The following is a 23143-nucleotide window of genomic DNA, read 5'->3' as shown; positions in this document are numbered from 1 at the left end:
TGTGCGGTCTTCTTTGCCTCGGCTCTAGCCCGTCAAGGGTGGCGGTTTCAAGGACGCGCGTTTAAACGGGACGGTGCGAGAGCGTGTAAACGCCTTCCTAAGAGAGTGCAGGCATAGGAAGACCCCCGAAGCGTTTACACGCAACGGGGGTCAGGGGATCAGAAGGTCAGGTGGCTATCCGCCGCTGTACGGCCGACGCGCGGGCAAGAGAAACTCCGCCTCAGGCTCGGTCATCCAGTACCCTTCGGGGACGTGAAGCCCAGTCTCCTTAGCGATCTCCGCAAGCTCAAGCATTTTGCAAACGACTCGGCGGTTTCCGTCTTTGGCCTTCCCGACCGTGATCGTTACCCCGTGACGCTGTAGGAATACCCGACGCTGTTCGTCATCCTTCGTGGCCCATTCCTCCGCATAGTTGCGCCCCGTTTCCTTCCAGGCGGGCGCATCCTCCGCTTCCTTGATTTCGTTACGCAGTCGCTCGACCTTGGCCGACTGGGATTCGTGCTGCTTCCAGTAGCGTTCGATCTGAACTTCAGTCTTGATACGACCGGCCAGATAGTCAGCCTCCAGCCTGTCAAGCATGGCTTCGGCTTCCACCAGTTCCGTCTTCGCTTGACTGATCGAATTGCCAACCCTCTCCATTACAGGGAGGGGCCCAAGGGTGACATTCACGAACTGGCCGACGACCGTATCGAGATCTTCCCTCCGGATACGCCCGGGGTCGGAACAAGTCCCCGTGTTGATGTTATTGCACGCGTAGTAATGGAAAACTCTGCCGTTCTCCTTGGTCTTCTTGGACGAAGACATACGGGCGCCGCACACATCGCACTCGGCCACGCCTCCCAACATGGAACGCGAGGGCGTGGCGCGCGATACCGGACGGTTAGCCGTGATGCTGGCCACCAGTTCCGCCCACTCCCCGTATTCCATGAGCGGGTCATCCGTGATCCGTACCGGCTCACCATCGTCATCCGCGACAGTCTCACCCTTATAGGTGTAGATACCGCCGACCGTGGGGTTAGTCACGATCGCTCGGATAGCGTTAGCGGTCCAAGCGACACCCTTCGGTTCGTCGCCGCGATCCATGCGCAGGTAATCCCGCCACGTCGGAACACCACGCTTGTTAAGATCAACGGCAATCTTGTACGACGACCAATCACTCTTCAGCTTCTCCACAATGTCACGGAGAAGGTTCGCGTATTTGTCATCCTGAATGAGCTTCTTACCCCCGTCCTCTTGGCGCTCAAATCGGTATCCGAACGGGAGTACACCGCCGATCCAAACGCCCTTCGCCTTCCGGGCCATCGAGCCGGACAGGGCACGCGCACGGATGGTGTCCAACTCGCCTTCCGCGAACGCGGCAATGATCTGAGCGAACATCTTGCCCATGGGGGTGGACATGTCGATGCCCTCGGTCACGGACACGATGGTTTTGCCGTGCTTCTGGCACCACTCGAAGATCTCGGCGAAGTGACCCGCCTTCCTGCTGAGGCGGTCGAGCTTCCAGACGGCCAACACGTCCCACTCGTCAGCCCGCTCCATGAACCAGGGACCGAGGCCCGGTCTCTTGAAGGGGTGCATCGCGCCGGACACATCCACGTCTTCAGCCCACCCCACGATGCGCCCCTCTATAGAGGGGCCGTGCGCCCAGTGCTCGACGGCCGCGCGCTGCTTCTCCGGGCTGGTGGTGTCGTCCTTCATGACGGACAAGCGGACGTTGCCCAGCACCCTCGGGTTAGAGATCATGCGCGGATGCTACGGGTGGTGCCGCCAACTGAACAAGTCGAACGACTTCTTCAAGGACCCCGCCCCCGCACCGACGTTCACATCGATCCCGGTACGCGGGCCGGGGCTGGGGCTGGGCTGACGGTTCCGGTACGCGGGCCGGGGCTGGGCTGACGGCGCGGGCGTACCGGCGCACCGGTACGCCCCCCGCTCGTTCCCGGCGCGGTGGCCCGAACGGGCCTGTGCCAGGAACAAGCGGGGCGCGCCGCACGCTGTACCGGTCATGAGCGACTACCGCATCGAGCACGACTCCATGGGCGAGGTCCGGGTCCCCGCCGAGGCCAAGTGGCGGGCGCAGACCCAGCGTGCCGTCGAGAACTTCCCCGTCTCCGGGCAGCGCCTCGAGCGGGCGCACATCGAGGCGCTCGCCCGGATCAAGGGGGCCGCGGCTAAGGTCAACGCCGGGCTCGGGGTGCTCGACAAGGACATCGCCGAGGCGATCCAGGAGGCGGCCCGCGAGGTGGCCGACGGGAAGTGGGACGAGCACTTCCCCGTGGACGTGTTCCAGACCGGCTCCGGCACCTCGTCCAACATGAACGCCAACGAGGTGCTCGCGACCCTGGCCGGCGAGCGGCTGGGCCGCCAGGTGCACCCCAACGACCACGTGAACGCCTCGCAGTCCTCCAACGACGTCTTCCCGTCGTCGATCCACATCGCCGCCACCGCCGCCGTCACGCGTGATCTGATCCCCGCCCTGGAGCAGCTGGCCGACGCCCTCGGCCGTAAGGCGGAGGAGTTCGCGGACGTCGTGAAGTCGGGGCGGACCCATCTCATGGACGCCACGCCCGTCACCCTCGGCCAGGAGTTCGGCGGGTACGCCGCCCAGGTGCGGTACGGCGTCGAGCGGCTCACCGCGTCCCTCCCCCGGCTGGCCGAGCTCCCGTTGGGCGGCACGGCCGTCGGCACCGGCATCAACACGCCGCCCGGTTTCTCCGCCGCCGTCATCGAGGAGGTCGCCCGCAGCACCGGGCTGCCGCTGACGGAGGCGCGCGACCACTTCGAGGCCCAGGGCGCGCGGGACGGGATCGTCGAGACCAGTGGGCAGCTGCGGACCGTCGCGGTGGGCCTGACGAAGATCGCCAACGATCTGCGGTGGATGGCGTCCGGGCCGCGCACTGGGCTGGCCGAGATCAGCCTTCCCGACCTCCAGCCGGGTTCCTCGATCATGCCCGGCAAGGTCAACCCGGTGATCCCGGAGGCGGTGCTGATGGTCGCCGCGCAGGTCGTCGGCAACGACGCGACGGTGGCGACGGCGGGCGCGGCGGGCAACTTCGAGCTGAACGTCATGCTGCCGGTGATCGCGAAGAACGTGCTGGAGTCGATCCGGCTGCTCGCCAACGTGTCGCGGCTGCTCGCCGACCGGACCGTCGACGGGATCGTCGCCCACCGCGAACGCGCCCGCGAGTACGCCGAGTCCTCGCCCTCCGTCGTCACCCCGCTGAACAAGTACATCGGGTACGAGGAGGCCGCGAAGGTGGCGAAGAAGGCGCTGGCGGAGCGCCGGACGATCCGCGAGACGGTCCTCGCGGGCGGCTACGTGGAGCGCGGTGACCTGACGGTCCAGCAGCTCGACGAGGCGCTGGACGTCCTGCGGATGACACGCCCGTGACCTTTCGCGCCCCGGCGTGAGAACCGTGTCACGCGCCGCAGCGTCATATGGCCATGGCACCTAATATCTCTGCATGGCAGACGGTGAAGCGGTGAGACGCGTGGGAACGGGCGATGCGGCGGCCTTCTGGGAGCCCGGGGACCGGATCCTGTGGCGCTACCGGGCGAACGGCGGCGCGGGCTTCCACATCGCCCGCCCGGTCACCGTGGTGCGCGACGACGCGGAGGTGCTGGCGGTCTGGCTCGCCCCCGGCACCGAGTGCGTCAAGCCGGTCCTCGCGGACGGCACGCCGCCGCACCGGGAGCCGCTGCGCACCCGCTACACCAAGCCGCGCACGGTGCAGCGCGACCGCTGGTTCGGCACCGGCGTGCTGAAGCTGGCCCGGCCGGGCGAGCCGTGGTCGGTGTGGCTGTTCTGGGATCCGGGCTGGCAGTTCAAGAACTGGTACGTCAACCTGGAGGAGCCGCTTGTCCGTTGGGAGGGCGGAGTGGACTCCGAGGACCACTTTCTGGACATCTGCGTCTACCCCGACCACAGTTGGGGCTGGCGCGACGAGGACGAGTTCGCGCAGGCCCAGCAGGACGGACTGATGGACCGGGCGGTGGCCGAGCTGGTGCTGCTGGCGGGCCGCAGGGCGCTGGAAACGATCCGCGCCTGGGGGCCGCCGTTCGACGAGGGCTGGCAGCATTGGCGCCCGGACCCGTCCTGGGCCGTACCGTTGCTGCCGGAGGACTGGGACCGTACGCCCGCGCACATGTCCACATGAGACCCTTGATGCGCCCCCGGGCAACAAACGTAGGATCGTCCTCCGCAAGGCACGCTGGCAGTAACTCCCGGAGCAGTCGCCGGGTCTGACCGAACGTCACCGAGGGGCGGCAGGACGTGAGCGAGGGGTACGAGGGCAACACCGGCGGCACGCTCGGCGTCGGCCACCCGGACCGTGAGCGGTCCACGGGTGACACAGGAACAACCTCTGACCACGCGGGAATTCCGTTCCGGGGACACGTATTCCGGGTATCGGGTTTCCTGCGGGACCAACTGCGCGCGCGGCGCGCAGCCCCGGACGGACGGATTCGACACGCGTGACGGAGCAGCCCACCTCCTACGAACGCCCCCAGGGCGTCGACCCCACGGACCCCCATGGGGCACTCCTGCATACTCCGGCCTCCGCGCCGGGCCCGTCCGCCTTACCGCCCGACGCCTCGGGTACGACGACGTGCGGCAAGGGCGGAAAGGGCGACATGGGCGGCCAGGGAGCCACGGGTAAGGACGCGGCCGACGCGGAGGCGGGTGCGGGTGCGGAGCACTCGCAGCCGTCGGCGACCGCGGATGCCGACACGCACCGGCCGCGCCCGGCGCCCGAGTCGATCCCGGCCCAGCCGGGCGGAGACGGACACCAGGAACGCGGTCCCGGCGGGCAGGAACACGGTCCCGGCGGGCAGGAACGGCGCGCCGGCGCGGGAGTGACTCCGGGCCGGCCCACGCCGATGCGGCGGGAGGGCGACCGGCTGCGGTTCGTGGGCGCCGCCACCCGGCGGATCGCCCGCGGTCTGGACCTCGACGAGATCGTGATGGGGCTGTGCCGGGCCACCGTGCCGACCTTCTCCGACGCGATCCTCGTCTATCTGCGCGACCCGCTGCCGGTCGGCGACGAGCGGCCCGTGGCGGACCGCATCATGCTGCGGCTGCGCCGCACCGACCGGATCCCGGAGGACCGCGACACCGAGACCGGCTTCGCGGCGCTGGCCCTGCCGCTCCCGGAGCCGGCGGAGCTGACCCCGGAGCTGTCGGCCGCGGTCGGCGACATGTGCGAGGTGCGGCCCGGCGGGGCGCTCGCGGAGGTGCTGCGCGGGGTGCGTCCGGTGTTCGCCGACCATCCGGCCGCACGTGCCGCGCTGCCCGAACTGCTGGGCACGGACAGCACCTTGGCGGTCCCGGGCGGCCAGCGGGCGATCCTGGCCCCGTTGCGGGGCCGGCGCCGGGTGATCGGCGCCGCCGTGTTCCTGCGCCGTCCGGAGCGCCCTCCGTTCGAGACCGACGACCTGTTGGTGGCCGCCCAGCTCGCCACCCACAGCGCCCTGGGCATCGACAAGGCGGTGCTGTACGACCGTGAGGCGTACATCGCCGACGAGCTGCAGCGCACGATGCTGCCGGAGACCCTGCCGCGTCCCACGGGCGTGCGGCTGGCGTCCCGGTATCTGCCGGCGGCGGAGACCGCGCGGGTCGGCGGCGACTGGTACGACGCCATCCCGCTGCCCGGCAGCCGGGTGGCGCTGGTGGTGGGCGACGTCATGGGGCACTCGATGACGTCGGCGGCCATCATGGGGCAGCTGCGCACCACGGCGCAGACCCTCGCCGGGCTCGACCTGCCGCCGCAGGAGGTCCTGCACCACCTCGACGAGCAGGCCCAGCGGCTGGGCACCGACCGTATGGCGACCTGTCTGTACGCCGTCTACGACCCGGTCGCGCACCGCATCACCATCGCCAACGCGGGCCATCCGCCGCCGATCCTGCTGCACCTGGGCGGCCGGGCGGAGGTGCTGCGGGTGCCGCCGGGCGCGCCGATCGGCGTCGGCGGGGTCGACTTCGAGGCGGTGGAGCTGGACGCGCCGGCCGGGGCGACGCTGCTGCTGTACACCGACGGGCTGGTGGAGTCCCGGCTGCGGGACGTGGCGACCGGCATAGAGCAGCTGCGGGAGAAGCTCGCGGCGACGGCGCAGCTCACCGGGCCGGATCACCCGCCGCCGCTGGAGGCGCTGTGCGACGAGGTGCTCGACATGCTCGGCCCGGGCGACCGGGACGACGACATCGCGCTGCTCGCCGCCCGCTTCGACGGGATCGCGCCGAGCGACGTGGCGTACTGGCTCCTGGAACCGGAGGACGCGGCGCCGGGCCGGGCCCGTCGGCTGGCCCGGCGGGCGCTGTCCCGGTGGGGGCTCGAGGACATGTCCGACTCGGTGGAGCTGCTGGTCAGCGAGGTCGTCACCAACGCGGTGCGGTACGCGTCGCGGCCGGTGACGCTGCGGCTGCTGCGCACCGACGTGCTGCGCTGCGAGGTCGGGGACGACGTGCCGCAGCTGCCCCGGCTGCGGCAGGCCCGGGCGACCGACGAGGGTGGTCGCGGTCTCTACCTGGTCAACCGGCTGGCCCGGCGCTGGGGTGCGACACGGCTGAGCACCGGCAAGGTGGTCTGGTTCGAGCTGAACCGGGGTTAGGGCGTGGCGCCTCCCCCGTGTGCGGCGGGAGGCGTTGACCAAGGGGGTTCGACGACAGAGGGGCGCCCGGAGATCTCCGGGCGCCCCTCTGTGCTTTGTCGTGTGCTTCCGCTCTGTGCCGTCGCGCTACTGACCCAGGAGGGGATTCTCCGGATCCTCTTGCCCGTCCGTCGGATCCTCCGGGCTCGGTGCCGTCGGTGTGCTGCCCGTCGGCGTCGGGGACGGCGACGTGCTCGGCTTCGGCGACGGGGACGGCGACGTGCTCGGCTTCGGCGACGAGGACGGCGACGTGCTCGGCTTGGGCGACGGGGACGGCGACGCGCTGGTGGACGGCGAGGCCGACGCCGACGGCGACGCCGTGCGGACCGCCGCGCCCTGGTCGGTCTCCAGGTCGAACTTGGAGACCTTGGTGGAGACGCCGAAGGTGTACGTCGCCCAGATCTGCGCGGGGAAGCCACCGCCGTTGATCCGGCCCTTGGTCGTGGTCAGGCCCGTCGTCGCGCCGGTCAGCGGCACCTGCGCGTGGGTCTTGGCGTCCTCGCCGAACAGGCCGACCGACGTCACCAGGTCGGGGGTGTAGCCGGTGAACCAGGCGGACTTGTTGTTGTCGGAGGTTCCGGTCTTGCCGGCCACCTTCTGGCCCTTGCGCAGCGGGTTGTCCCGTACGGACTTCTTGGCGGTGCCGTCATCGACCACGCCGGTGAGGACCGAGGTGACGGAGTCGGCGGCCTCCCTGTCGATCACCTGGCCGCCGACGGCCTCGGCGAGCTTGAACGACGGGTGGGCGCTGTTCTGCGCCGACTTGATGATCGCCGGGGTGACCTTCTTGCCGTGGTTGTCGAGGGTGGCGTAGACCCCGGCCATCTGCAGGGGGCTCGCGCCCATGGTGCCCAGGGTCTGGGCGGGCACTGCCTTGAGGCCCTTGGTGTCCATGCCGAGGTTGCCCGCGACCTTCAGCACCTCGGGCATGCCGACGTCGACGCCCATCTGCGCGAAGACGGAGTTCACCGACTGGTTCAGCGCCGTCTGGACGGTGACGTCGCCGTAGTCCTGGTCGTCCTCGTTCTCCGGCGCGAAGCCGATGTCGCTGCCGACGACGGGACGCTTGCTGGTGCCGTCGTAGAGGGTGTCGGCGGTGATCTCCTCGCCCTTCTGCGTCTTGGCCTTCTCGTCGAAGGCCGCGGCGAGGATCACCGGCTTGAAGGTGGAGGCCGGCTGGTAGTCGGTGCGGGTGGCGTTGTTGACGAAGTGGTCGGTGTAGCCGACGCCGCCGTACATCGCCACGACCGCGCCCGTCTTCGGGTCCACGGACACCGCGCCGGCCTGGACGTTGCCGTCCACCTTGCGCTTGTCCTTGTCGAGCTTGCTGGTCAGCTGCTCCTTGACCGTCTCCTCGAGCTTCTTCTGCTTTGCCTTGTCGATGTTCAGCTCGATGTTCCAGCCGCCCTTCCTGACCATGGCGTTGGCCGATTCGAGATCGTCGGCGGCGCCCTGGGCGACGAGCTGGCGGGCGAGTTCGGCGTTGGCCGCGTCGACCAGGTAGCCGACCTGGCCCTCCTTGCCGGGGGCGGGCTTCGGGTCCAGGGGGACCGGGAACGTCATGGCCTGGCGCTTGGACTTGTCCAGCCAGTCCTGCTCGACCATGTTGTCCAGGACGTAGTTCCAGCGGTTCTTGACCAGGCGCTTGCCGGTGTCGGAGGCGGCGGACCAGTCGTACTGGCTGGGCGCCTGCAGCAGCGCGGCGAGATAGGCGCCCTGCTCGACGCTCAGCTTGTCGGCGTCGACGCGGTAGTAGGCCTGGGCGGCGGCCTGGATGCCGTAGGCGCCGCGGCCGTAGTAACTGGTGTTCATGTAGCCGGCCAGGATGTACTCCTTGGACTCCTCCCGGTCCAGCTTGAGGGAGATGACCAGTTCCTTCAGCTTGCGCGTGACGGTCTGTTCCTGGCTCAGGTAGTAGTTCTTGACGTACTGCTGGGTGATCGTCGAACCGCCCTGCGCGCCCTTGCCCATGAGTGTGTTGAGGATGCCGCGGGTGGTGCCCTTGAAGTCGACGCCGGCGTCGGTGTAGAAGCTCTTGTTCTCGGCGGCGACGAAGGTGTGCTGGACGGGCATGGGCACCGAGGCGAGATCGACGTTCTCGCGGTTGACGTCGCCGTCGCGGGCGAGGATGGCGCCGTTGCCGTACTTGTAGACGTTGCTCTGCAGGTCGGCGTCGGGGTTGCCCTTGGGGATCGGCGTGCTCACGTACAGCCAGACGAAGGCGCCGATCACGGCGACGGCCAGACCGAGGAACGTGCCGAGGATCTTCTTCCAGGTGAAGAGCCGGCGTATACGGCTCTTGTCCTTCTTCCCGGCCTTCCCCCTGCCGCCCCTGGCGCTCTTCTTCGCGCCTCTGCGGGCGGCCGCGCGGCCGCCGGTCGCGGAACCGCTGCCGGTCGCGGAACCGCTGCCGGCGGTGGTGGGGGCGGGGGGCGCGACCGACTCCGTCTCCGTCGAGCGGTTCCTGGGCGCCGCGCGGCGGCCACCGCGCTGTCGCGCTCGTCTCTCTTCCGCTCGTCCCATGAGTCCGCTCGCTCCGCTTCCTACTCGGCAGTCACACCAGTGCCCGGGGCAGGGCCAGGTCAGCTCAGAAAGCTAACACCGCTGTCTATGACGTAGTGCTCCCGATGCCGCCTTCGAGGGGCGTGAGAATGCGCACCTCGCACGGCGGAACCCGTAGAGCCACCCCACAGATTCGACGTGCGAGACGGGCACAGGGTTGCCATCCCGGGGTAAAGTGATATCACTTAGCTAGACGGTCGATCGCTGAATCGGCTGCTGACTGCTGACGACAGACGGGGGACCACCATGTCCGCGCACGACCCTTCGGCCACCGCCGAGCACACCGACGCCATCGACACCGTCGACGCGCCCGACATGCCCGCCCCGCGCGTGCACGAGTTCCCCGCACACAGCGTGGGCGGCGGGGTCGCGCTGCTGCTCGGCCTGCTCGGCCTGCTGGCCGGCGGCGGGATGATCGCCGCGGGCGCCGCGGCGACCGCGGGCGGCCTCAAGGCCGCGCTCGTCGCCCTCGGCATCGTGGTCGCCGTGGCCGCGTTCCTCGCCATGTGCGGACTGAACACGGTCGCGCCGGGCGAGGCCCGCGTGGTGCAGCTCTTCGGCCGCTACCGCGGCACCATCCGCGAGGACGGACTGCGCTGGGTGAACCCGTTCACCTCGCGCGCGAAGATCTCCACCCGGGTCCGTAACCACGAGACGGCCGTGCTCAAGGTCAACGACGCCTACGGCAACCCGATCGAGCTCGCCGCGGTCGTGGTGTGGAACGTGAAGGACACCGCGCAGGCCTCCTTCGAGGTGGACGACTTCCTGGAGTTCGTCGCCACCCAGACCGAGGCTGCCGTGCGCCACATCGCCATCGAGTACCCCTACGACTCGCACGACGAGAACGGGCTCTCGCTGCGCGGCAACGCAGAGGAGATCACCGAGAAGCTGGCCGTGGAGCTCCACGCGCGCGTGGAGGCGGCCGGCGTGCGGATCATCGAGTCCCGCTTCACCCACCTCGCGTACGCTCCCGAGATCGCCTCGGCGATGCTCCAGCGCCAGCAGGCGGGCGCGGTGGTCGCGGCCCGGCGGGAGATCGTGGACGGGGCGGTGGGGATGGTCGAGGCCGCGCTCGGCCGGATCGCCGAGCAGGGCATCGTGGAACTGGACGAGGAGCGGAAGGCGGCGATGGTGTCCAACCTGATGGTGGTGCTGTGCGGGGACCGGTCACCCCAGCCGGTGCTGAACACCGGCACCCTCTACCAGTGACGGTCCCCTCCGGGGGTCCGCCCCCTCAGGGCCGGCCGCAGCGCAAGCAGGTGCTGCTGCGGCTGGACCCTGCGGTCTACGAGGCGCTGGCCCGGTGGGCCGGGGAGGACCTGCGGTCCGCCAACGCCCAGATCGAGTTCCTGCTGCGTCGGGCACTGCGGGAGGCAGGCCGCCTCCCCGGCGACGCCGCCCCCATCCCCCGCCGCGGCCGCCCCCCGAGCGCAAGCCGCGAGGGCGCAACCCGCGGCGGAGGTCCGCCGGATGGCAGCACGGCGACCGGAGGCCAGGAGGGCGGAACCCGCGAGGGCGGAAGCCGCGAGGGCGGAAGCCGCGAGGGCGGAAGCCCGCCCGGTGGGAGCCCGCCCGGTGGGAGCCCGCCCGGTGGGAGCCCGGCGAGCGGGAGGCGCGAGAGCGGAAGCCGGGGCGGACGGCCGCCGGATGGCAGCCCGGCCGACGGAAACCGACCCGACGGGAGCCCGGAGGGCGAACGCCCCGCCCACTGACCCGCCCGACGGAAACCGGCCGACGAGAGCCCGCCGGGCGGAAACCCACTCGCAGCGAGCCCGGCAGACCGAAGCCGGGATGGACGACCGCCGGATGAGAGCCCGCCCGGCAGGAGCCCGGCGAGCGATAGCCGGGGGTGGAGGCCCGCCGAGTGGGAGCCCCGCCGGTGGAAACCGACCCGACAAGACCCTGCCCGCTGAAACCCGCTCCGCGGGAGCCCGGCCGGCGAGAGCCCTTCCAGCGGAGCCCCGCCTGCTGGAACCCCGCGCGGCAGAGGCCCGCCCGGCGGAACCGGACCGATGGGAACCCGGCGTGGCACAGGCCCGCCCGGCGGAAACCCGGCTGACGGAAACCCGGCCGGCGGAACCGGACCGATGGGAACCCGGCGTGGCAGAGGCCCGCTCCGCGGAATCCCGCTCGGCGGGGCCCGGCGGACGGACACCCCGCCGGCGGAGGGCCGGCCGGCAGTAGCGCGGCGGGAGAGGGGACTCCCCCGGAGCTCCGCCCGGCACACGCCCTGTCGGCGGGGCGGCGGGGCGGCGGGGCGGCCGGGGGGTCGTCGTCGGAGTGAGGGGGTGGGCGGTATCCCGGAGGGCGCGTGTGGCTGTTGCAGAACGGTGACAACCGTCTCCCACCTGCGCACCCCCACCCCCCGCTGCCACCTGCGCACTCCGCGTATACACACGGGGTATACACCGCATGTACAGTCCTTCCATGTCCATCGGTCACACCCTTCTGGGACTCCTGGAGTCCGGACCCCGCCACGGCTACGACCTCAAGCGGGCCTTCGACGAGAAGTTCGGTCATGACCGGCCGCTGCACTACGGCCAGGTCTATTCGACGATGTCGCGCCTGCTGAAGAACGGGCTCGTCGAGGTCGACGGCATCGAGGCCGGCGGCGGCCCCGAACGCAAGCGGTACGCGATCACCGACGCCGGGATCACCGACGTCGAACGGTGGCTCGCCACGCCCGAGAAGCCCGAGCCGTACCTGCAGTCCACGCTCTACACGAAGATCGTCCTCGCGCTGCTCACCGGCCGCGACGCCGCCGACATCCTCGACGAGCAGCGCGCGGAGCACCTGCGCAGCATGCGGATCCTGACCGACCGCAAGCGCAAGGGCGACCTGGCCGACCAGCTGATCTGCGACCACGCCCTGTTCCACCTCGAGGCCGACCTGCGCTGGCTGGAACTGACCGCCGCGCGCCTCGACAGGCTGAAGGCCACGGTGACCGCGTGAACGCCCCCGGGGGGTCCCTGCTCGTCGCCGAGGACCTGCGCAAGGCCTACGGCCCGACGATGGCGCTGGACGGCGCCGAGTTCTCCATCCACCCCGGCGAGGTCGTCGCGGTGATGGGCCCGTCCGGTTCCGGCAAGTCGACCCTGCTGCACTGCCTCGCCGGCATCGTGACGCCCGACTCCGGATCGATCATGTACGACGGCCACGACCTCGCCACGATGAACGACGCCCAGCGCAGCCGGCTGCGACGCACGGAGTTCGGGTTCGTGTTCCAGTTCGGCCAGCTCGTCCCCGAGCTGACCTGCGTGGAGAACGTGGCGCTGCCGCTGCGGCTGAACGGCGCTCCGCGCAAGCAGGCCGAGCGCACCGCGCTCGCCTGGATGGAACGGCTGGAGGTCGCCGACCTCGGCCGCAAGCGGCCCGGTGAGGTGTCCGGCGGGCAGGGGCAGCGGGTCGCCGTGGCGCGCTCGCTGGTCACCAGCCCCCGTGTGCTGTTCGCCGACGAACCGACCGGCGCACTGGACTCACTCAACGGCGAGCGCGTGATGGAGCTGCTCACCGAGGCCGCCCGGACGGCCAACGCGGCCGTCGTCCTCGTCACGCACGAAGCCCGGGTCGCCGCCTACTCGGACCGCGAGATCGTCGTCCGGGACGGTAAGTCGCGGGACATGGAGCGGGTCATATGAGCCTGCGTCAGTGGTCCAGGGATCTGGCCCTGGGGATCCGGTTCGCCTTCTCCGGCGGACGGGAGGGGTGGATCCGGGCCGTTCTGACGGCCGTCGGCGTCGGACTCGGCGTCGCCGTGCTGCTGCTGACGACGGCGGTGCCGAACGTGCTCTCCGTACGGCACGACCGCGAAGAGGCCCGGCTGGACTGGGCGTTCATCGACCCGCCGCCGGCCAGGGCCGACGACACCCTGCTCATCACGCAGGTCGACACGACGTTCCGCGACAAGGACGTCCGCGGCCGGGTGGTGGAACCGGAGGGGCCGCGCGCGCCGCTGCCGCCCGGCGTGAGCGCGTTCCCGGCCAAGGGCGACATGGTGGTCTCGCCCGCCCTGAGGAAGCTGCTCGCCGCCGACGGCTCCGCGCTGCTGCGGGAACGGCTGCCGTACCGCGTCGTCGGGACCATCGGCGAGAGCGGGCTGGTCGGTTCGCAGGAGCTCGCCTACTACGCGGGGGGCTCCGGGCTCGCCTCGCACGTCGAGGGCTACGGGGCGACCCGGCTGAAGACGTTCGGCAACCCGCAGCGGACCAGCGAGAAGACGGACCCGGTGCTGCTCCTGCTGATCCTCGTGGTCCTCGTGGTGCTGCTGATGCCCGTCGCCGTGTTCATCGCCGCCGCCGTGCGGTTCGGCGGCGAACGGCGCGACCGCAGGCTCGCCGCACTCCGGCTGATCGGCTCGGACGGCGGGATGACCCGGCGCATCGCCGCCGGCGAGGCGCTGGCAGGCGCGCTGCTCGGCCTGGTGCTCGGCACGGTGTTCTTCCTGATCGGCCGCCAGGCGGTCGGCACGGTCGAAGTGATGGGCGTGAGCGTGTGGCCCAGCTACCTCAACCCGTCTCCCGCCCTGGCCGCGCTGGTCGCGCTGGCGGTGCCCGCGGCCGCGGTGCTGGTCACCCTGTTCGCGCTGCGCCGCGTGGTCATCGAACCCCTCGGCGTGGTCCGCTCGGCGAAGCCGTCGCGGCGCCGGCTGTGGTGGCGGCTGCTGCTGCCGGTGGCCGGCCTCGCGATGCTGTACCCCATGATCGGACAGGGCCGCGGCAACGGCGAGTTCAACGAGTACCTGGTGGTCGGCGGCGTCCTGCTGTTGCTCGTCGGGATCACCGCCCTGCTGCCGTGGCTCGTCGAGAAGGTCGTCGCCCGGCTCGGCTCGGGCGGCGTCGCCTGGCAACTGGCCGTACGGCGACTGCAGTTGAGCAGTGGTACGGCGGCCCGCATGGTCAACGGCATCGCGGTCGCGGTGGCCGGGGCCATCGCCCTGCAGATGCTGTTCGCCGGGGTCGAGAGCGACTACACCGAGGCCACGGGCAAGGACGTGAACCTCGCCCAGATGCAGGTGACCATCGGGCACGGCCCCTCGCTGGCCAGTACCAGGCAGGAGTTCGCCGACACCGAGGGCGTCCGCAAGGTCACCGCCCTGTGGGAGGAGTACCTGGGCGACAGTTCCTGGCAGGCGGAGGAGGGGCCGGACCTTTCCACCGAGCTGACCGTCGGCGACTGCACGACCCTGCGCGAGCTGGCGAACCTGCCGTCGTGCAAGGACGGCGACATGTTCGTCCTCACCGGCAGCGAGTACTCCGCCGACGGGCCGAAGCTGAACGTGCCCGGCAAGAAGCTGTACATGCAGACGGGCGGCTCCTTCCCCGGGAGGACCACGGAGACCGTCTGGACAGTGCCCGCGGGCGTGCGGCAGGCGCAGGCGATCGAGGACATGACCGGTGAGCGGCGCGGCGGCTTCCTGCTGACGCCGGGCGCGCTGCCCGCGGAGGCCGCGACGAAGCTCCGCGGTCAGCTGTACCTCTCGTTCGACGAGTCGGTGCCGGACGCCTACGACCGCGCACGCAACACGGCGGCACGCCTCGACCCGCTGGCCCAGCCTATGAACTGGTCGGCCACCCGGGAGGACACGAAGTTCTCCTCCATCCGCACCGGGCTGCTCGTCGGTTCCGCGTGTGTGCTGCTGCTGATCGGGGCGAGTCTGCTGGTCTCGCAGCTGGAGCAGTTGCGCGAGCGCAAGAAGCTGCTGTCGTCCCTGGTCGCCTTCGGCACCCGGCGGCGCACGCTGAGCCTGTCGGTGCTGTGGCAGACGGCCGTCCCGATCGCGCTGGGACTGCTGCTCGCCCTGACCGTGGGTCTCACGCTGGGCACGATCCTGCTGAAGATGACGGGGACGGCCGTCCGCGTCGACTGGGGCAGCGTGCTGGCGATGACCGGGTTCGGCGCGGCGATCGTCCTGATGGTGACGCTCCTGAGCCTGCCGCCGCTGCTGCGGCTGATGCGACCGGACGGCCTGCGCACGGAATGACGTGCCGCCGCGCACGGTACGGCCTGAGAGGACGACGGTCCCTCCCCGCCCGGGGAGGGACCGTCCGCGTTGACAGCTGGTACTCCCGCATCACCCTTCGCACCTGCGCGAACAGCATGCCGACGTTCACGGGTGGGGCCTGGGGCTTCTGGTGGGCCTGGGGGCTTCTTGCAGGGCTTCTCGTGGGGCGTGGGACCTCTGGCGGGCCGTCATTTCGCCGTCGGGTTGCGCAGGTGGAAGAACTCCTTCCAGCCGGGACCGTTCCGTTCCGGCGTGAGGGCCTCGTGGATGCCGCCGGCACCGGGCTGACGAGGGGGCAGGGCGGCTGCCTCCGGGGCCGGCGGCGGCTGCGGCTGGGGCGGCGCCGGCTCGCGGGGGCGCACCCCGGGTCCGTCGGGCGGCAGCCGGACGGGGACCGGGTGGGGCGCCTCCACGCACTCCAGCAGCCCCTCGCCCAGCATCCGGGCCACCTCGACGGTGACGGTGTACACGCCGCGCCCGGTGCGGAAGGCGAGGTCGCGGGCGGTGCGCCGGCCGTCCGCGTGGGCGAGCAGCTCGCGCTGCAGGACGCCGAGCCGGGCCGCCGCCAGGGCGAGCGGCGCGGGCACGGGACGCTCCCGGTCCGGGCACACGGGGCACGGCATCGCCAGCAGCGCGGCCAGCTTGCGGGAGGCGACCTGGAGCAGCCGGGTGGGCGGTTCGCCGACGGCGACGGAGGCCGGCCGCGGACCCGTCGCCGGGCCGCGTTCGCAGCCGTCGACGCTGCCCGCGACAACCGCGAACGCGGCGTCCTGGAGGGCCATCGCGCACACCACGCGCAACTGGGCGGCGCCCGAGTAGCCGTGGGCGATCAGTCCGGCGGCCGGCCAGCGCGCGCCGTCCGACTCGCGCACCAGCGCGGTCCACTCCTCGCCGCCGATCCGGCCGGAGCGCAGCAGCAGCGCCTCGGGGGCCGGCGCGCCCGGCGACTCGACGGCGACGACCAGGCCGCCGTCCAGATGGAAGACGCCGCCGGGCGAGCCGGTCACGCACAGTTCCCCGGTGAAGCCGTCCCTGCCGCACGCGGCGAGGTCGCGTGCCAGCAGCTCGTAACCCGACATCAGCCCGACATCACTCCCCTGCGGCCTCTCGCACATACGCCTGACGCGTACTGCTGAGGAGGGAAGGTGTATCAGCCGGGGCGCGCGCTCCAGCGGGGGATTTCCGACCTGCCCCCAGCTGACGGAAGTTGTTCCGCGGATGGACCCAAATCTCTTTGTTCAGCGCTCAATTGACCGATTGACGGACGTCAGACGTCGTCTCCGAGCACCCGGACCGACAGGCGTCGCGGCGCCCTGCGCGGCGCGCCCGCCGGCAGTTGTCGAGGGCCCCGTATCAATGCACCCTGTGCCACGATCGGGTCCGTCCAACCCACGAGGAGTGTCCGCAATCCGGACATTCCTTCGCTGCAAGGAGAGCGTGTGCTCACTGTCGGTGACAAGTTCCCCGAGTTCGAACTGACCGCCTGCGTCTCGCTGGAGAAGGGTGCGGAGTTCGAGCAGATCCACCACAAGTCCTACGAGGGCAAGTGGCTCGTGGTCTTCGCGTGGCCCAAGGACTTCACCTTCGTCTGCCCGACCGAGATCGCCGCGTTCGGCAGGCTGAACGACGACTTCGCCGACCGTGACGCACAGATCCTCGGCTTCTCCGGCGACTCCGAGTTCGTCCACCACGCCTGGCGCAAGGACCACCCGGACCTGACCGACCTGCCGTTCCCGATGATGGCCGACTCGCGGCACGAGCTGATGCGCGACCTCGGCATCGAGGGGGAGGACGGCTTCGCGCAGCGCGCCGTGTTCGTCGTCGACCCGAACCGCGAGATCCAGTTCACGATGGTCACGGCGGGCTCCGTGGGCCGCAACCCCAAGGAGGTCCTGCGGGTCCTGGACGCCCTGCAGACCGACGAGCTGTGCCCCTGCAACTGGACCAAGGGCGAGAACACCCTCGACCCCGTCAAGCTGCTGGCCGGGGAGTGAGCTGAGATGTCCCTCGACGCGCTGAAGTCCGCGATACCGGACTACGCCAAGGACCTGAGGCTCAACCTGGGCTCGGTCATCGGCAACTCCGACCTGCCCGCACAGCAGTTGTGGGGCACGGTCCTGGCGACCGCGATCGCCTCCCGCTCCCCGATCGTGCTGCGCGAACTCGCGCCGGAGGCGAAGGCGAACCTGTCGCCACAGGCGTACACCGCCGTCCGGTCGGCCGCGGCCGTCATGGCGATGAACAACGTCTTCTACCGCACCCGCCACCTGCTGTCGGACCACGAGTACGGCAACCTGCGGGCCGGCCTGCGGATGAACGTCATCGGCAACCCCGGCGTCGACAAGGTCGACTTCGAGTTGTGGTCGTTCGCCGTTTCCGCGATCAACGGCTGCGGCCTGTGCCTCGACTCCCACGAGCAGGTGCTGCGCAAGGCGGGCGTCGAGCGGGAGGTCGTCCAGGAGGCGTTCAAGATCGCCTCGGTGATCCAGGCGGTCGGCGTGACGCTGGACGCGGAAGCGGTCCTCGCCGGCATCTGATTCGCAAGCGCCGCCCGTCACCTCTCGTCACGGCAGCGCGGCAGGGGCCGCCGTTCACCTCGCCTCACCGCAGCGCGGCAGGGGCCGTCGGTCACCGACGGGCCCTGCCGCGTTCGGCAGCCCACCTTGCGCGACGACTACCCGGGCGGCGTGACCTGGCCCTCGTCGGCCTGGGGTTCCTGTTCCCGGCTCGGCCCCGCGGCCGTCACGGACGCGACGCGCGAAGCCGTCGCTCCTCTCGGCCGGGGAGCGTGCCGCAGGGCCTGCTCCCTGGAGTAGCCGTGCAGATAGCCCACCACCGTGTTGGTGACGGCCACCAAGGGCACCGCCACGATCGCGCCGCCGATGCCCGCGACCATGCCGCCCGCCGCGACCGACAGGACCACCCCCAGCGGGTGGACGCGCACCGCGCGGCCGAGGATGAACGGCTGCAGGATGTGTCCCTCGATCTGCTGGACCGCCAGCACGACCGCCAGGGTCATCACCGCCGTGAACACGCCCTGCGTGACCAGCGCGACCACCACGGCCAGCGCGCCGGACGCGACCGCGCCGACGAGCGGGATGAACGAGAACAGGAAGATGAAGACGGCGAGCGGGACGGCCATCGGCACGTCGAGGAAGTAGATGCCCAGGCCGATGAAGATGGCGTCGATCAACGCGACGATCACCGTGCCGCGCACATACGCCGTGAGCGTCGCCCAGGCCCGCGGACCGGCGCCCGCCACGCCCGGCCGGGCCGCCTCCGGCACCAGCTTGAGCGTCCACTCCCAGATGCGCTTGCCGTCGTACAGCAGGAAGAGCGTCGAGAAGAACGCCAGCAGGATGCCGGTCAGCGCCTCGACCACGACGGTGACGCCCTCCAGGCCCGCCGAGGTGATCGAGTCCGTGTTGTCGCCGATCGCGTCCCGCAGGTTCTTCGCGATGCCGTTGATCTGCTTGTCGGTGACGTGGAAGGGGCTGTTGAGCAGCCAGCGGCGCAGATCGTCGATGCCGTCCTGGACCTGGTCGGAGAGGTTGTCGATGTTCGCCATGACCTGCCAGGTCACGAACCAGCCCATCAGGCCGATGACGACGAACCCGAGGATCGCCGTCATCGCGGTGGCCGCGCCCCCGGGCACCCCTGCCCGCTTCAACCGGGCCACGGTGGGCTGCAGCAGCGCCGTGAGGAGCAGCGAGACCACGAAGGCCATCACGACCAGCTGGATCGCGGTGATGACCTTCATCAGCACCCAGACGGTCCCCGCGAGCACCAGCAGCCGCCAGCCGGCCTCGGCCGCGACCCGGACCCCCCACGGCACGGCCTGCGCGGGATCGGGGCGCGGGGCGGGCTCGAGCGGCTCCGGGTACTCCTCGGGGGACGGCGACGCGTCGGGCGGCGTCGCCTCCCGCTCGACCGCGCCCTCCCGCTCGACCTCGGCGCGCCGTTCGTCGAGCCGCTCGCTCATCTCGCTGAGACCGGCGCCGAGCCGGCCGAGCCACCGTGGCACTCTCGACATGATCCGCCCTCTTCCCCCGTCTCTCCCCACCACTCCCCCTGGAGTCGTCGGTCCCGGTCGTACGACCGTACAGGGCGACAGCCCCTCCCCCGGTGCACGGGGAGGGGCTGCGCGGGGTGGAGAGCGGCCGCCACGTCACGCCGGACCGAACAGGCCGTCGGCAAGGGTGGTGCAGGCGGAACGGGCCGTCAGTACGAGTGGTTGGCCAGCCAGAAGTCCCAGGCCCCGCAGGGGCTGCCGTACCGCTCGTTCATGTAGTTCAGGCCCCATTTGATCTGGGTGGCCGGGTTGGTCCGCCAGTCGGCGCCCGCGGACGACATCTTCGACCCGGGGTAGGCCTGGACGAGGCCGTACGCGCCCGAAGAGGGGTTGACGGCCCGGTAGTTCCACGTGGACTCGTGGTCCACGATGTTGCTGAAACACTGGAACTGGCCGCTCGGCACCATCTGCTGGGCGATGGCCTTGACCTCGCCGACGGTGTACGAGGCCTGCTGCGGGAAGTCGTCGGCGTCACCGGTGGCGCCGGCCGAGGCGCTCTGGGTCCGCGCGGCCTCGCGGTCCTTGGCCTCCTGTGCGGCCTTCGCCCGTTCCTCGGCCTTCTCGGCCGCCTTCTCGGCGGCTTTCTGCTTGGCCACCGCGTCCTTGGCGGCCTGCTTGCGGGCCGTCTCCTCCGCCGCCTTGCGTGCGGTGGTGTCCGCCGCGATGGCCTGGACGGTGGCCTGGTGCGACATCGAGTCGGTCTGCACCTCGGCGAGCTGGCCGGCCGGTAAATCGGCGAGCAGCGTGGAGTCGCCCACCGCCTGGGCGTCGTCGGCGGGCTGCGCGACGCCGCCCTGGGCGACTCCCACGACCGCTCCGACGGTGGTGACCGCGGTCGCCGATGCCACGGCGAATCCCCTGACCGATATTCGGCTCACACGAATTCCTTCTGCAGTGTCATCGGAAGTGTCTTCGGGCGACAGGACGACGAACGGCCGGGGGCCCGCGCGGGCCCCCGGCTCAGTTTCGTTCGGCGCCGATCGTCGGCCCGGATCGTGTCCGAGAAGTGGCGCAGGCCGTCCGACAGGCGGCCTACCACCAGTGGTCGGCCTGGTACCGGTAGTTGGCCTGATACCAACGGTCGGCCCAGTACCCGTGGTTGGCCTGGTACCCGTGGTTGGCCTAGTACCAGTGGTTGGCCTGCCAGAACGACCACGCCTCGCAGGGGCTGCCGTACCGGCTGTTCATGTAGTTCAGGCCCCACTTGATCTGGGTGGCCGGGTTGCTGCGCCAGTCGGCGCCCGCGGACGAGTACTTGCCGGCGGGCAGTGCCTGGAAGAGACCGTAGGCGCCGGAGGAGGCGTTGACCGCGTGGTAGTTCCAGCTGGACTCGTGGTCCACGATGTTGCTGAAGCACTGGAACTGGCCGCTCGGCACCATCTGCGCCGCCATGTCCTGGAGCTGCGAGACGCTGTAGGACCCCAGGATCGGGAAGTCTCCCGCGCTGCGGGCGGCCTTGGCCTTGGCCTCCGCGCGGTCCTTGGCTGCCTTCTCGGCGGCCTTCTTCTTCGCGACCGCCGTATCGGCCGCGGCCCTGCGGGCCGCTTCCTCGGCGTCCTTCTTCGCGCCCTCGTCGGCGGCGATGGCCTGGAAACTGGCCTGCTGCGCCAGGGACGCCGTCTGTACCTGGGCCTGCTGCCCCACGGGGATGTCGGCGAGGAGCGTCGCGTCGCTTGCTGTCGTTTCTGCGTCGTTGGCCTGCGCGACGCTGCCCGAGGCAACACCGACGACGCTTCCGACAGCGGTGACCGCCGTGGCCGAGGCCACTGCGAATCCCCGGACCGAGATCCGGCTCACACGGTTTTCCTTCCAGCATCGCCCGCTTCGGTGACCCTGGCGGACGCAATCGTGCCCTTGTCGCTGGTCTCCGAACTGCGGGGTCACAGGAGACACGGGCCCGGTGGGCAACTCCCGGCACGGGAGCGCCGCGTGGTGCACGGGCGGCATACGACGGTCGGTATGGAGTTGACGGTGATGCTCAGCGGTGCCGTAGTGCTGGAGGCACAGATGTGTCGCATGCGGGGCCTGACAGGACTGAGACTTTGCCGTAACCAGACTGCGTGAGGCAATTCCGGGTTACGTGTTAAAGCTCACACCCTTCGGGACCCAGGGAATTTCTCGAAACCCTCACACACACCGGCGCCGCCCGGCTAAGCTCACTGCCTTTGCCGGACGGCGCCAACTACTGCCTTACCCCGATATCTCGGGGCAGCTCATTCAGATCTGCCCATCCTCCAGCATTTCGGTCACCAGTGCCGCGATCTGGGACCTCTCGGACCGGTTCAGCGTGACGTGGGCGAAGAGCGGATGCCCCTTCAGTTTCTCGACGACGGCGACCACACCGTCGTAACGGCCGACTCGCAGATTGTCCCTTTGCGCCACATCGTGGGTCAGAACCACCCGCGAATTGGCGCCGATCCGGGACAGAACGGTGAGCAGCACATTCCGTTCGAGCGACTGCGCCTCGTCGACGATCACGAAGGCGTCGTGGAGGGAGCGTCCCCGGATGTGGGTCAGGGGCAGGACCTCCAACATCCCGCGTGCGGTGACCTCCTCGATGACGTCACGGCTGGTGACCGCGGACAGGGTGTCGAAGACCGCCTGCGCCCAGGGGCCCATCTTGTCGGCCTCGGACCCGGGCAGATAGCCCAGTTCCTGCCCGCCCACCGCGTACAGCGGCCGGAAGACCATCACCTTCTTGTGCTGACGGCGCTCCAGGACCGCCTCGAGACCCGCGCAGAGCGCGAGCGCGGACTTGCCGGTGCCGGCCCGGCCGCCCATGGACAGGATCCCGACGTCCGCGTCGAGCAGCAGATCGAGCGCGATGCGCTGCTCGGCGCTGCGGCCCTTGATGCCGAAGGCCTCGCGGTCGCCTCGCACGAGGCGGACGTCGCCGTCGGCGGTGACCCGGCCCAGGGCCTTGCCCCGCTCCGACTGGATGGTCAGACCGGTGTGCACGGGCAGGTCCGCGACCTCGGGCACGTGGATGTGCCCTTCCTCGAAGAGGATGTCCACCTGTTCGCCGGACAGGGTCAGTTCGGACATTCCGGTCCAGCCGGAGGAGCCCGTGATGGCGAGTTCGGCGCGGTACTCCTCGGCGAGGAGTCCGACCGAGGACGCCTTGATCCTGAGCGGCAGGTCCTTCGACACGACGGTGACGTCGAATCCCTCGGCCTGCAGATTGCGGGCGACCGCGAGGATGCGGGAGTCGTTGTCCCCCAGGCGGTAGCCGGTCGGCAGCACACTGGGGTCCGAGTGGTTGAGCTCGACACGGACGGTGCCGCCGAGTTCCCCGATCGGGATGGGGGCGTCGAGGCGACCGAACTTCACCCGGTAGTCGTCCAGCAGGCGCAGTGCCTGCCGGGCGAAGTAGCCGAGTTCCGGATGGTGCCGCTTGGCCTCCAGCTCCGTGACCACGACGATGGGGAGCACGACTTCGTGCTCGTCGAAGCGGGTCAGGGCGTTCGGGTCGGCCAGCAGGACGCTGGTGTCGAGAACATAGGTGCGCCGGTCTGGCATACGGCGCTTTGTGCTGGTCACCACGGAAGGACGTACCCCCTCGGATGAGGTCGGGGAGCGACGGAGTGGAAGCAGGGCCGGGAGGGCGGGAAGAACCAGGCCGGTCGTCGGCCGCCGCTGTGCACGGGCCGAGAACCGGCCCCCCGCTGCTTCTTCCGTGCCGTGACCGCACGGTCGGGCTGGTGCAAAGGGCCTCCCGGGCGGACGGCCCCGTGCCGTCCGCTGAGGATGCGACACCCGTGGTTCGGGCGTCGACCTGCTTGGCTTATGCCCTTGAAGACGCGCCGTCATGCCAGGGCATATGACGGCGCGCCGGTGAACTCCTCGTTACTTCCGCCCCGAAA

Annotated in this window: 16 protein-coding genes and 1 pseudogene; 10 read left to right on the top strand and 7 right to left on the bottom strand. The window is 70.5% G+C overall.

Translation table 11 applies throughout. The features are described 5' to 3' along the window. Positions 1–174: 174 nt before the first annotated feature. Positions 175–1743, bottom strand: a complete 1569-nt coding sequence (locus QA802_RS26955) for a recombinase family protein (protein ID WP_334527670.1) — start codon at positions 1741–1743, stop codon at positions 175–177. Positions 1744–2005: 262 nt separating this feature from the next. Here QA802_RS26955 and QA802_RS26950 point away from each other — a divergent pair, with 262 nt between their 5' ends. The 3 genes from QA802_RS26950 to QA802_RS26940 all read left to right on the top strand — a co-directional run bounded on the left by QA802_RS26950 (position 2006) and on the right by QA802_RS26940 (position 6606). Beyond that, a complete protein-coding gene (locus tag QA802_RS26950) occupies positions 2006–3391 on the top strand; it encodes a class II fumarate hydratase (protein ID WP_334527667.1) in 1386 nt (461 codons plus the stop codon). A 73-nt stretch (positions 3392–3464) separates the two neighbouring features. Then, complete coding sequence (gene fomD / locus QA802_RS26945; protein ID WP_334527664.1) at positions 3465–4157, top strand: cytidylyl-2-hydroxypropylphosphonate hydrolase; 693 nt, start codon at positions 3465–3467, stop codon at positions 4155–4157. A 316-nt stretch (positions 4158–4473) separates the two neighbouring features. Then, positions 4474–6606 carry a SpoIIE family protein phosphatase gene (locus tag QA802_RS26940; RefSeq protein WP_334527661.1) on the top strand — a complete coding sequence of 711 codons (2133 nt, stop codon included), beginning with the start codon at positions 4474–4476 and terminating at the stop codon, positions 6604–6606. 126 nt (positions 6607–6732) lie between these two features. On the opposite strand, the gene QA802_RS26935 is transcribed toward QA802_RS26940, so the two are convergent. Further along, complete coding sequence (locus QA802_RS26935) at positions 6733–9168, bottom strand: transglycosylase domain-containing protein (RefSeq protein ID WP_334527658.1); 2436 nt, start codon at positions 9166–9168, stop codon at positions 6733–6735. Positions 9169–9453: 285 nt separating this feature from the next. Between QA802_RS26935 and QA802_RS26930 the strand changes: the two genes are divergently transcribed. The 5 genes and pseudogenes from QA802_RS26930 to QA802_RS26910 all read left to right on the top strand — a co-directional run bounded on the left by QA802_RS26930 (position 9454) and on the right by QA802_RS26910 (position 15187). Beyond that, positions 9454–10416 (top strand): SPFH domain-containing protein, encoded by a 963-nt coding sequence (locus QA802_RS26930; RefSeq protein ID WP_334527655.1) that lies wholly within the window; start codon positions 9454–9456, stop codon positions 10414–10416. After that, positions 10413–10643: pseudogene (locus QA802_RS26925) on the top strand (type II toxin-antitoxin system antitoxin); the annotation flags it as partial. The gene QA802_RS26930 and the pseudogene QA802_RS26925, both read left to right, overlap by 4 nt. A 991-nt stretch (positions 10644–11634) precedes the next feature. After that, positions 11635–12159 carry a PadR family transcriptional regulator gene (locus QA802_RS26920; RefSeq protein WP_319164575.1) on the top strand — a complete coding sequence of 175 codons (525 nt, stop codon included), beginning with the start codon at positions 11635–11637 and terminating at the stop codon, positions 12157–12159. Beyond that, a complete protein-coding gene (locus QA802_RS26915) occupies positions 12156–12845 on the top strand; it encodes an ABC transporter ATP-binding protein (RefSeq protein WP_334527651.1) in 690 nt (229 codons plus the stop codon). The genes QA802_RS26920 and QA802_RS26915 overlap by 4 nt, the downstream gene beginning before the upstream one ends. Then, positions 12842–15187, top strand: a complete 2346-nt coding sequence (locus tag QA802_RS26910; RefSeq protein WP_334527648.1) for an ABC transporter permease — start codon at positions 12842–12844, stop codon at positions 15185–15187. The genes QA802_RS26915 and QA802_RS26910 overlap by 4 nt, the downstream gene beginning before the upstream one ends. 209 nt (positions 15188–15396) lie before the next feature. On the opposite strand, the gene QA802_RS26905 is transcribed toward QA802_RS26910, so the two are convergent. Further along, on the bottom strand, positions 15397–16287 hold the full coding sequence (locus QA802_RS26905) for a MarR family transcriptional regulator (protein ID WP_334527645.1): 891 nt from the start codon (positions 16285–16287) through the stop codon (positions 15397–15399). A gap of 360 nt (positions 16288–16647) precedes the next feature. Here QA802_RS26905 and QA802_RS26900 point away from each other — a divergent pair, with 360 nt between their 5' ends. Both QA802_RS26900 and QA802_RS26895 read left to right on the top strand, forming a co-directional pair. Then, positions 16648–17202, top strand: coding sequence for a peroxiredoxin (locus QA802_RS26900; RefSeq protein WP_319164569.1), 555 nt, complete (start codon positions 16648–16650; stop codon positions 17200–17202). Positions 17203–17208: 6 nt separating this feature from the next. Continuing rightward, entirely contained in the window at positions 17209–17745 is a 537-nt protein-coding gene (locus QA802_RS26895) for an alkyl hydroperoxide reductase (RefSeq protein ID WP_334527642.1), read from the top strand. 137 nt (positions 17746–17882) lie between these two features. Here the strand turns inward: QA802_RS26895 and QA802_RS26890 are convergent, their stop codons facing one another. The 4 genes from QA802_RS26890 to phoH2 all read right to left on the bottom strand — a co-directional run bounded on the left by QA802_RS26890 (position 17883) and on the right by phoH2 (position 22823). Then, positions 17883–19241 (bottom strand): AI-2E family transporter, encoded by a 1359-nt coding sequence (locus tag QA802_RS26890; protein ID WP_334527640.1) that lies wholly within the window; start codon positions 19239–19241, stop codon positions 17883–17885. Positions 19242–19429: 188 nt separating this feature from the next. Beyond that, entirely contained in the window at positions 19430–20158 is a 729-nt protein-coding gene (locus tag QA802_RS26885) for an aggregation-promoting factor C-terminal-like domain-containing protein (RefSeq protein WP_319164566.1), read from the bottom strand. Between the two features lie 244 nt (positions 20159–20402). Further along, on the bottom strand, positions 20403–21077 hold the full coding sequence (locus QA802_RS26880; protein ID WP_334527636.1) for an aggregation-promoting factor C-terminal-like domain-containing protein: 675 nt from the start codon (positions 21075–21077) through the stop codon (positions 20403–20405). Positions 21078–21497: 420 nt separating this feature from the next. Beyond that, positions 21498–22823, bottom strand: a complete 1326-nt coding sequence (phoH2, locus tag QA802_RS26875; protein ID WP_319164564.1) for an RNA 5'-3' helicase PhoH2 — start codon at positions 22821–22823, stop codon at positions 21498–21500. Positions 22824–23143 lie beyond the last annotated feature (320 nt).

This window comes from Streptomyces sp. B21-105, assembly GCF_036898465.1.
Taxonomy (GTDB): Bacteria; Actinomycetota; Actinomycetes; order Streptomycetales; family Streptomycetaceae; genus Streptomyces.
Note: the sequence above shows the minus strand (reverse complement) of the source record. Positions and strands in the feature narration are given on the sequence as shown.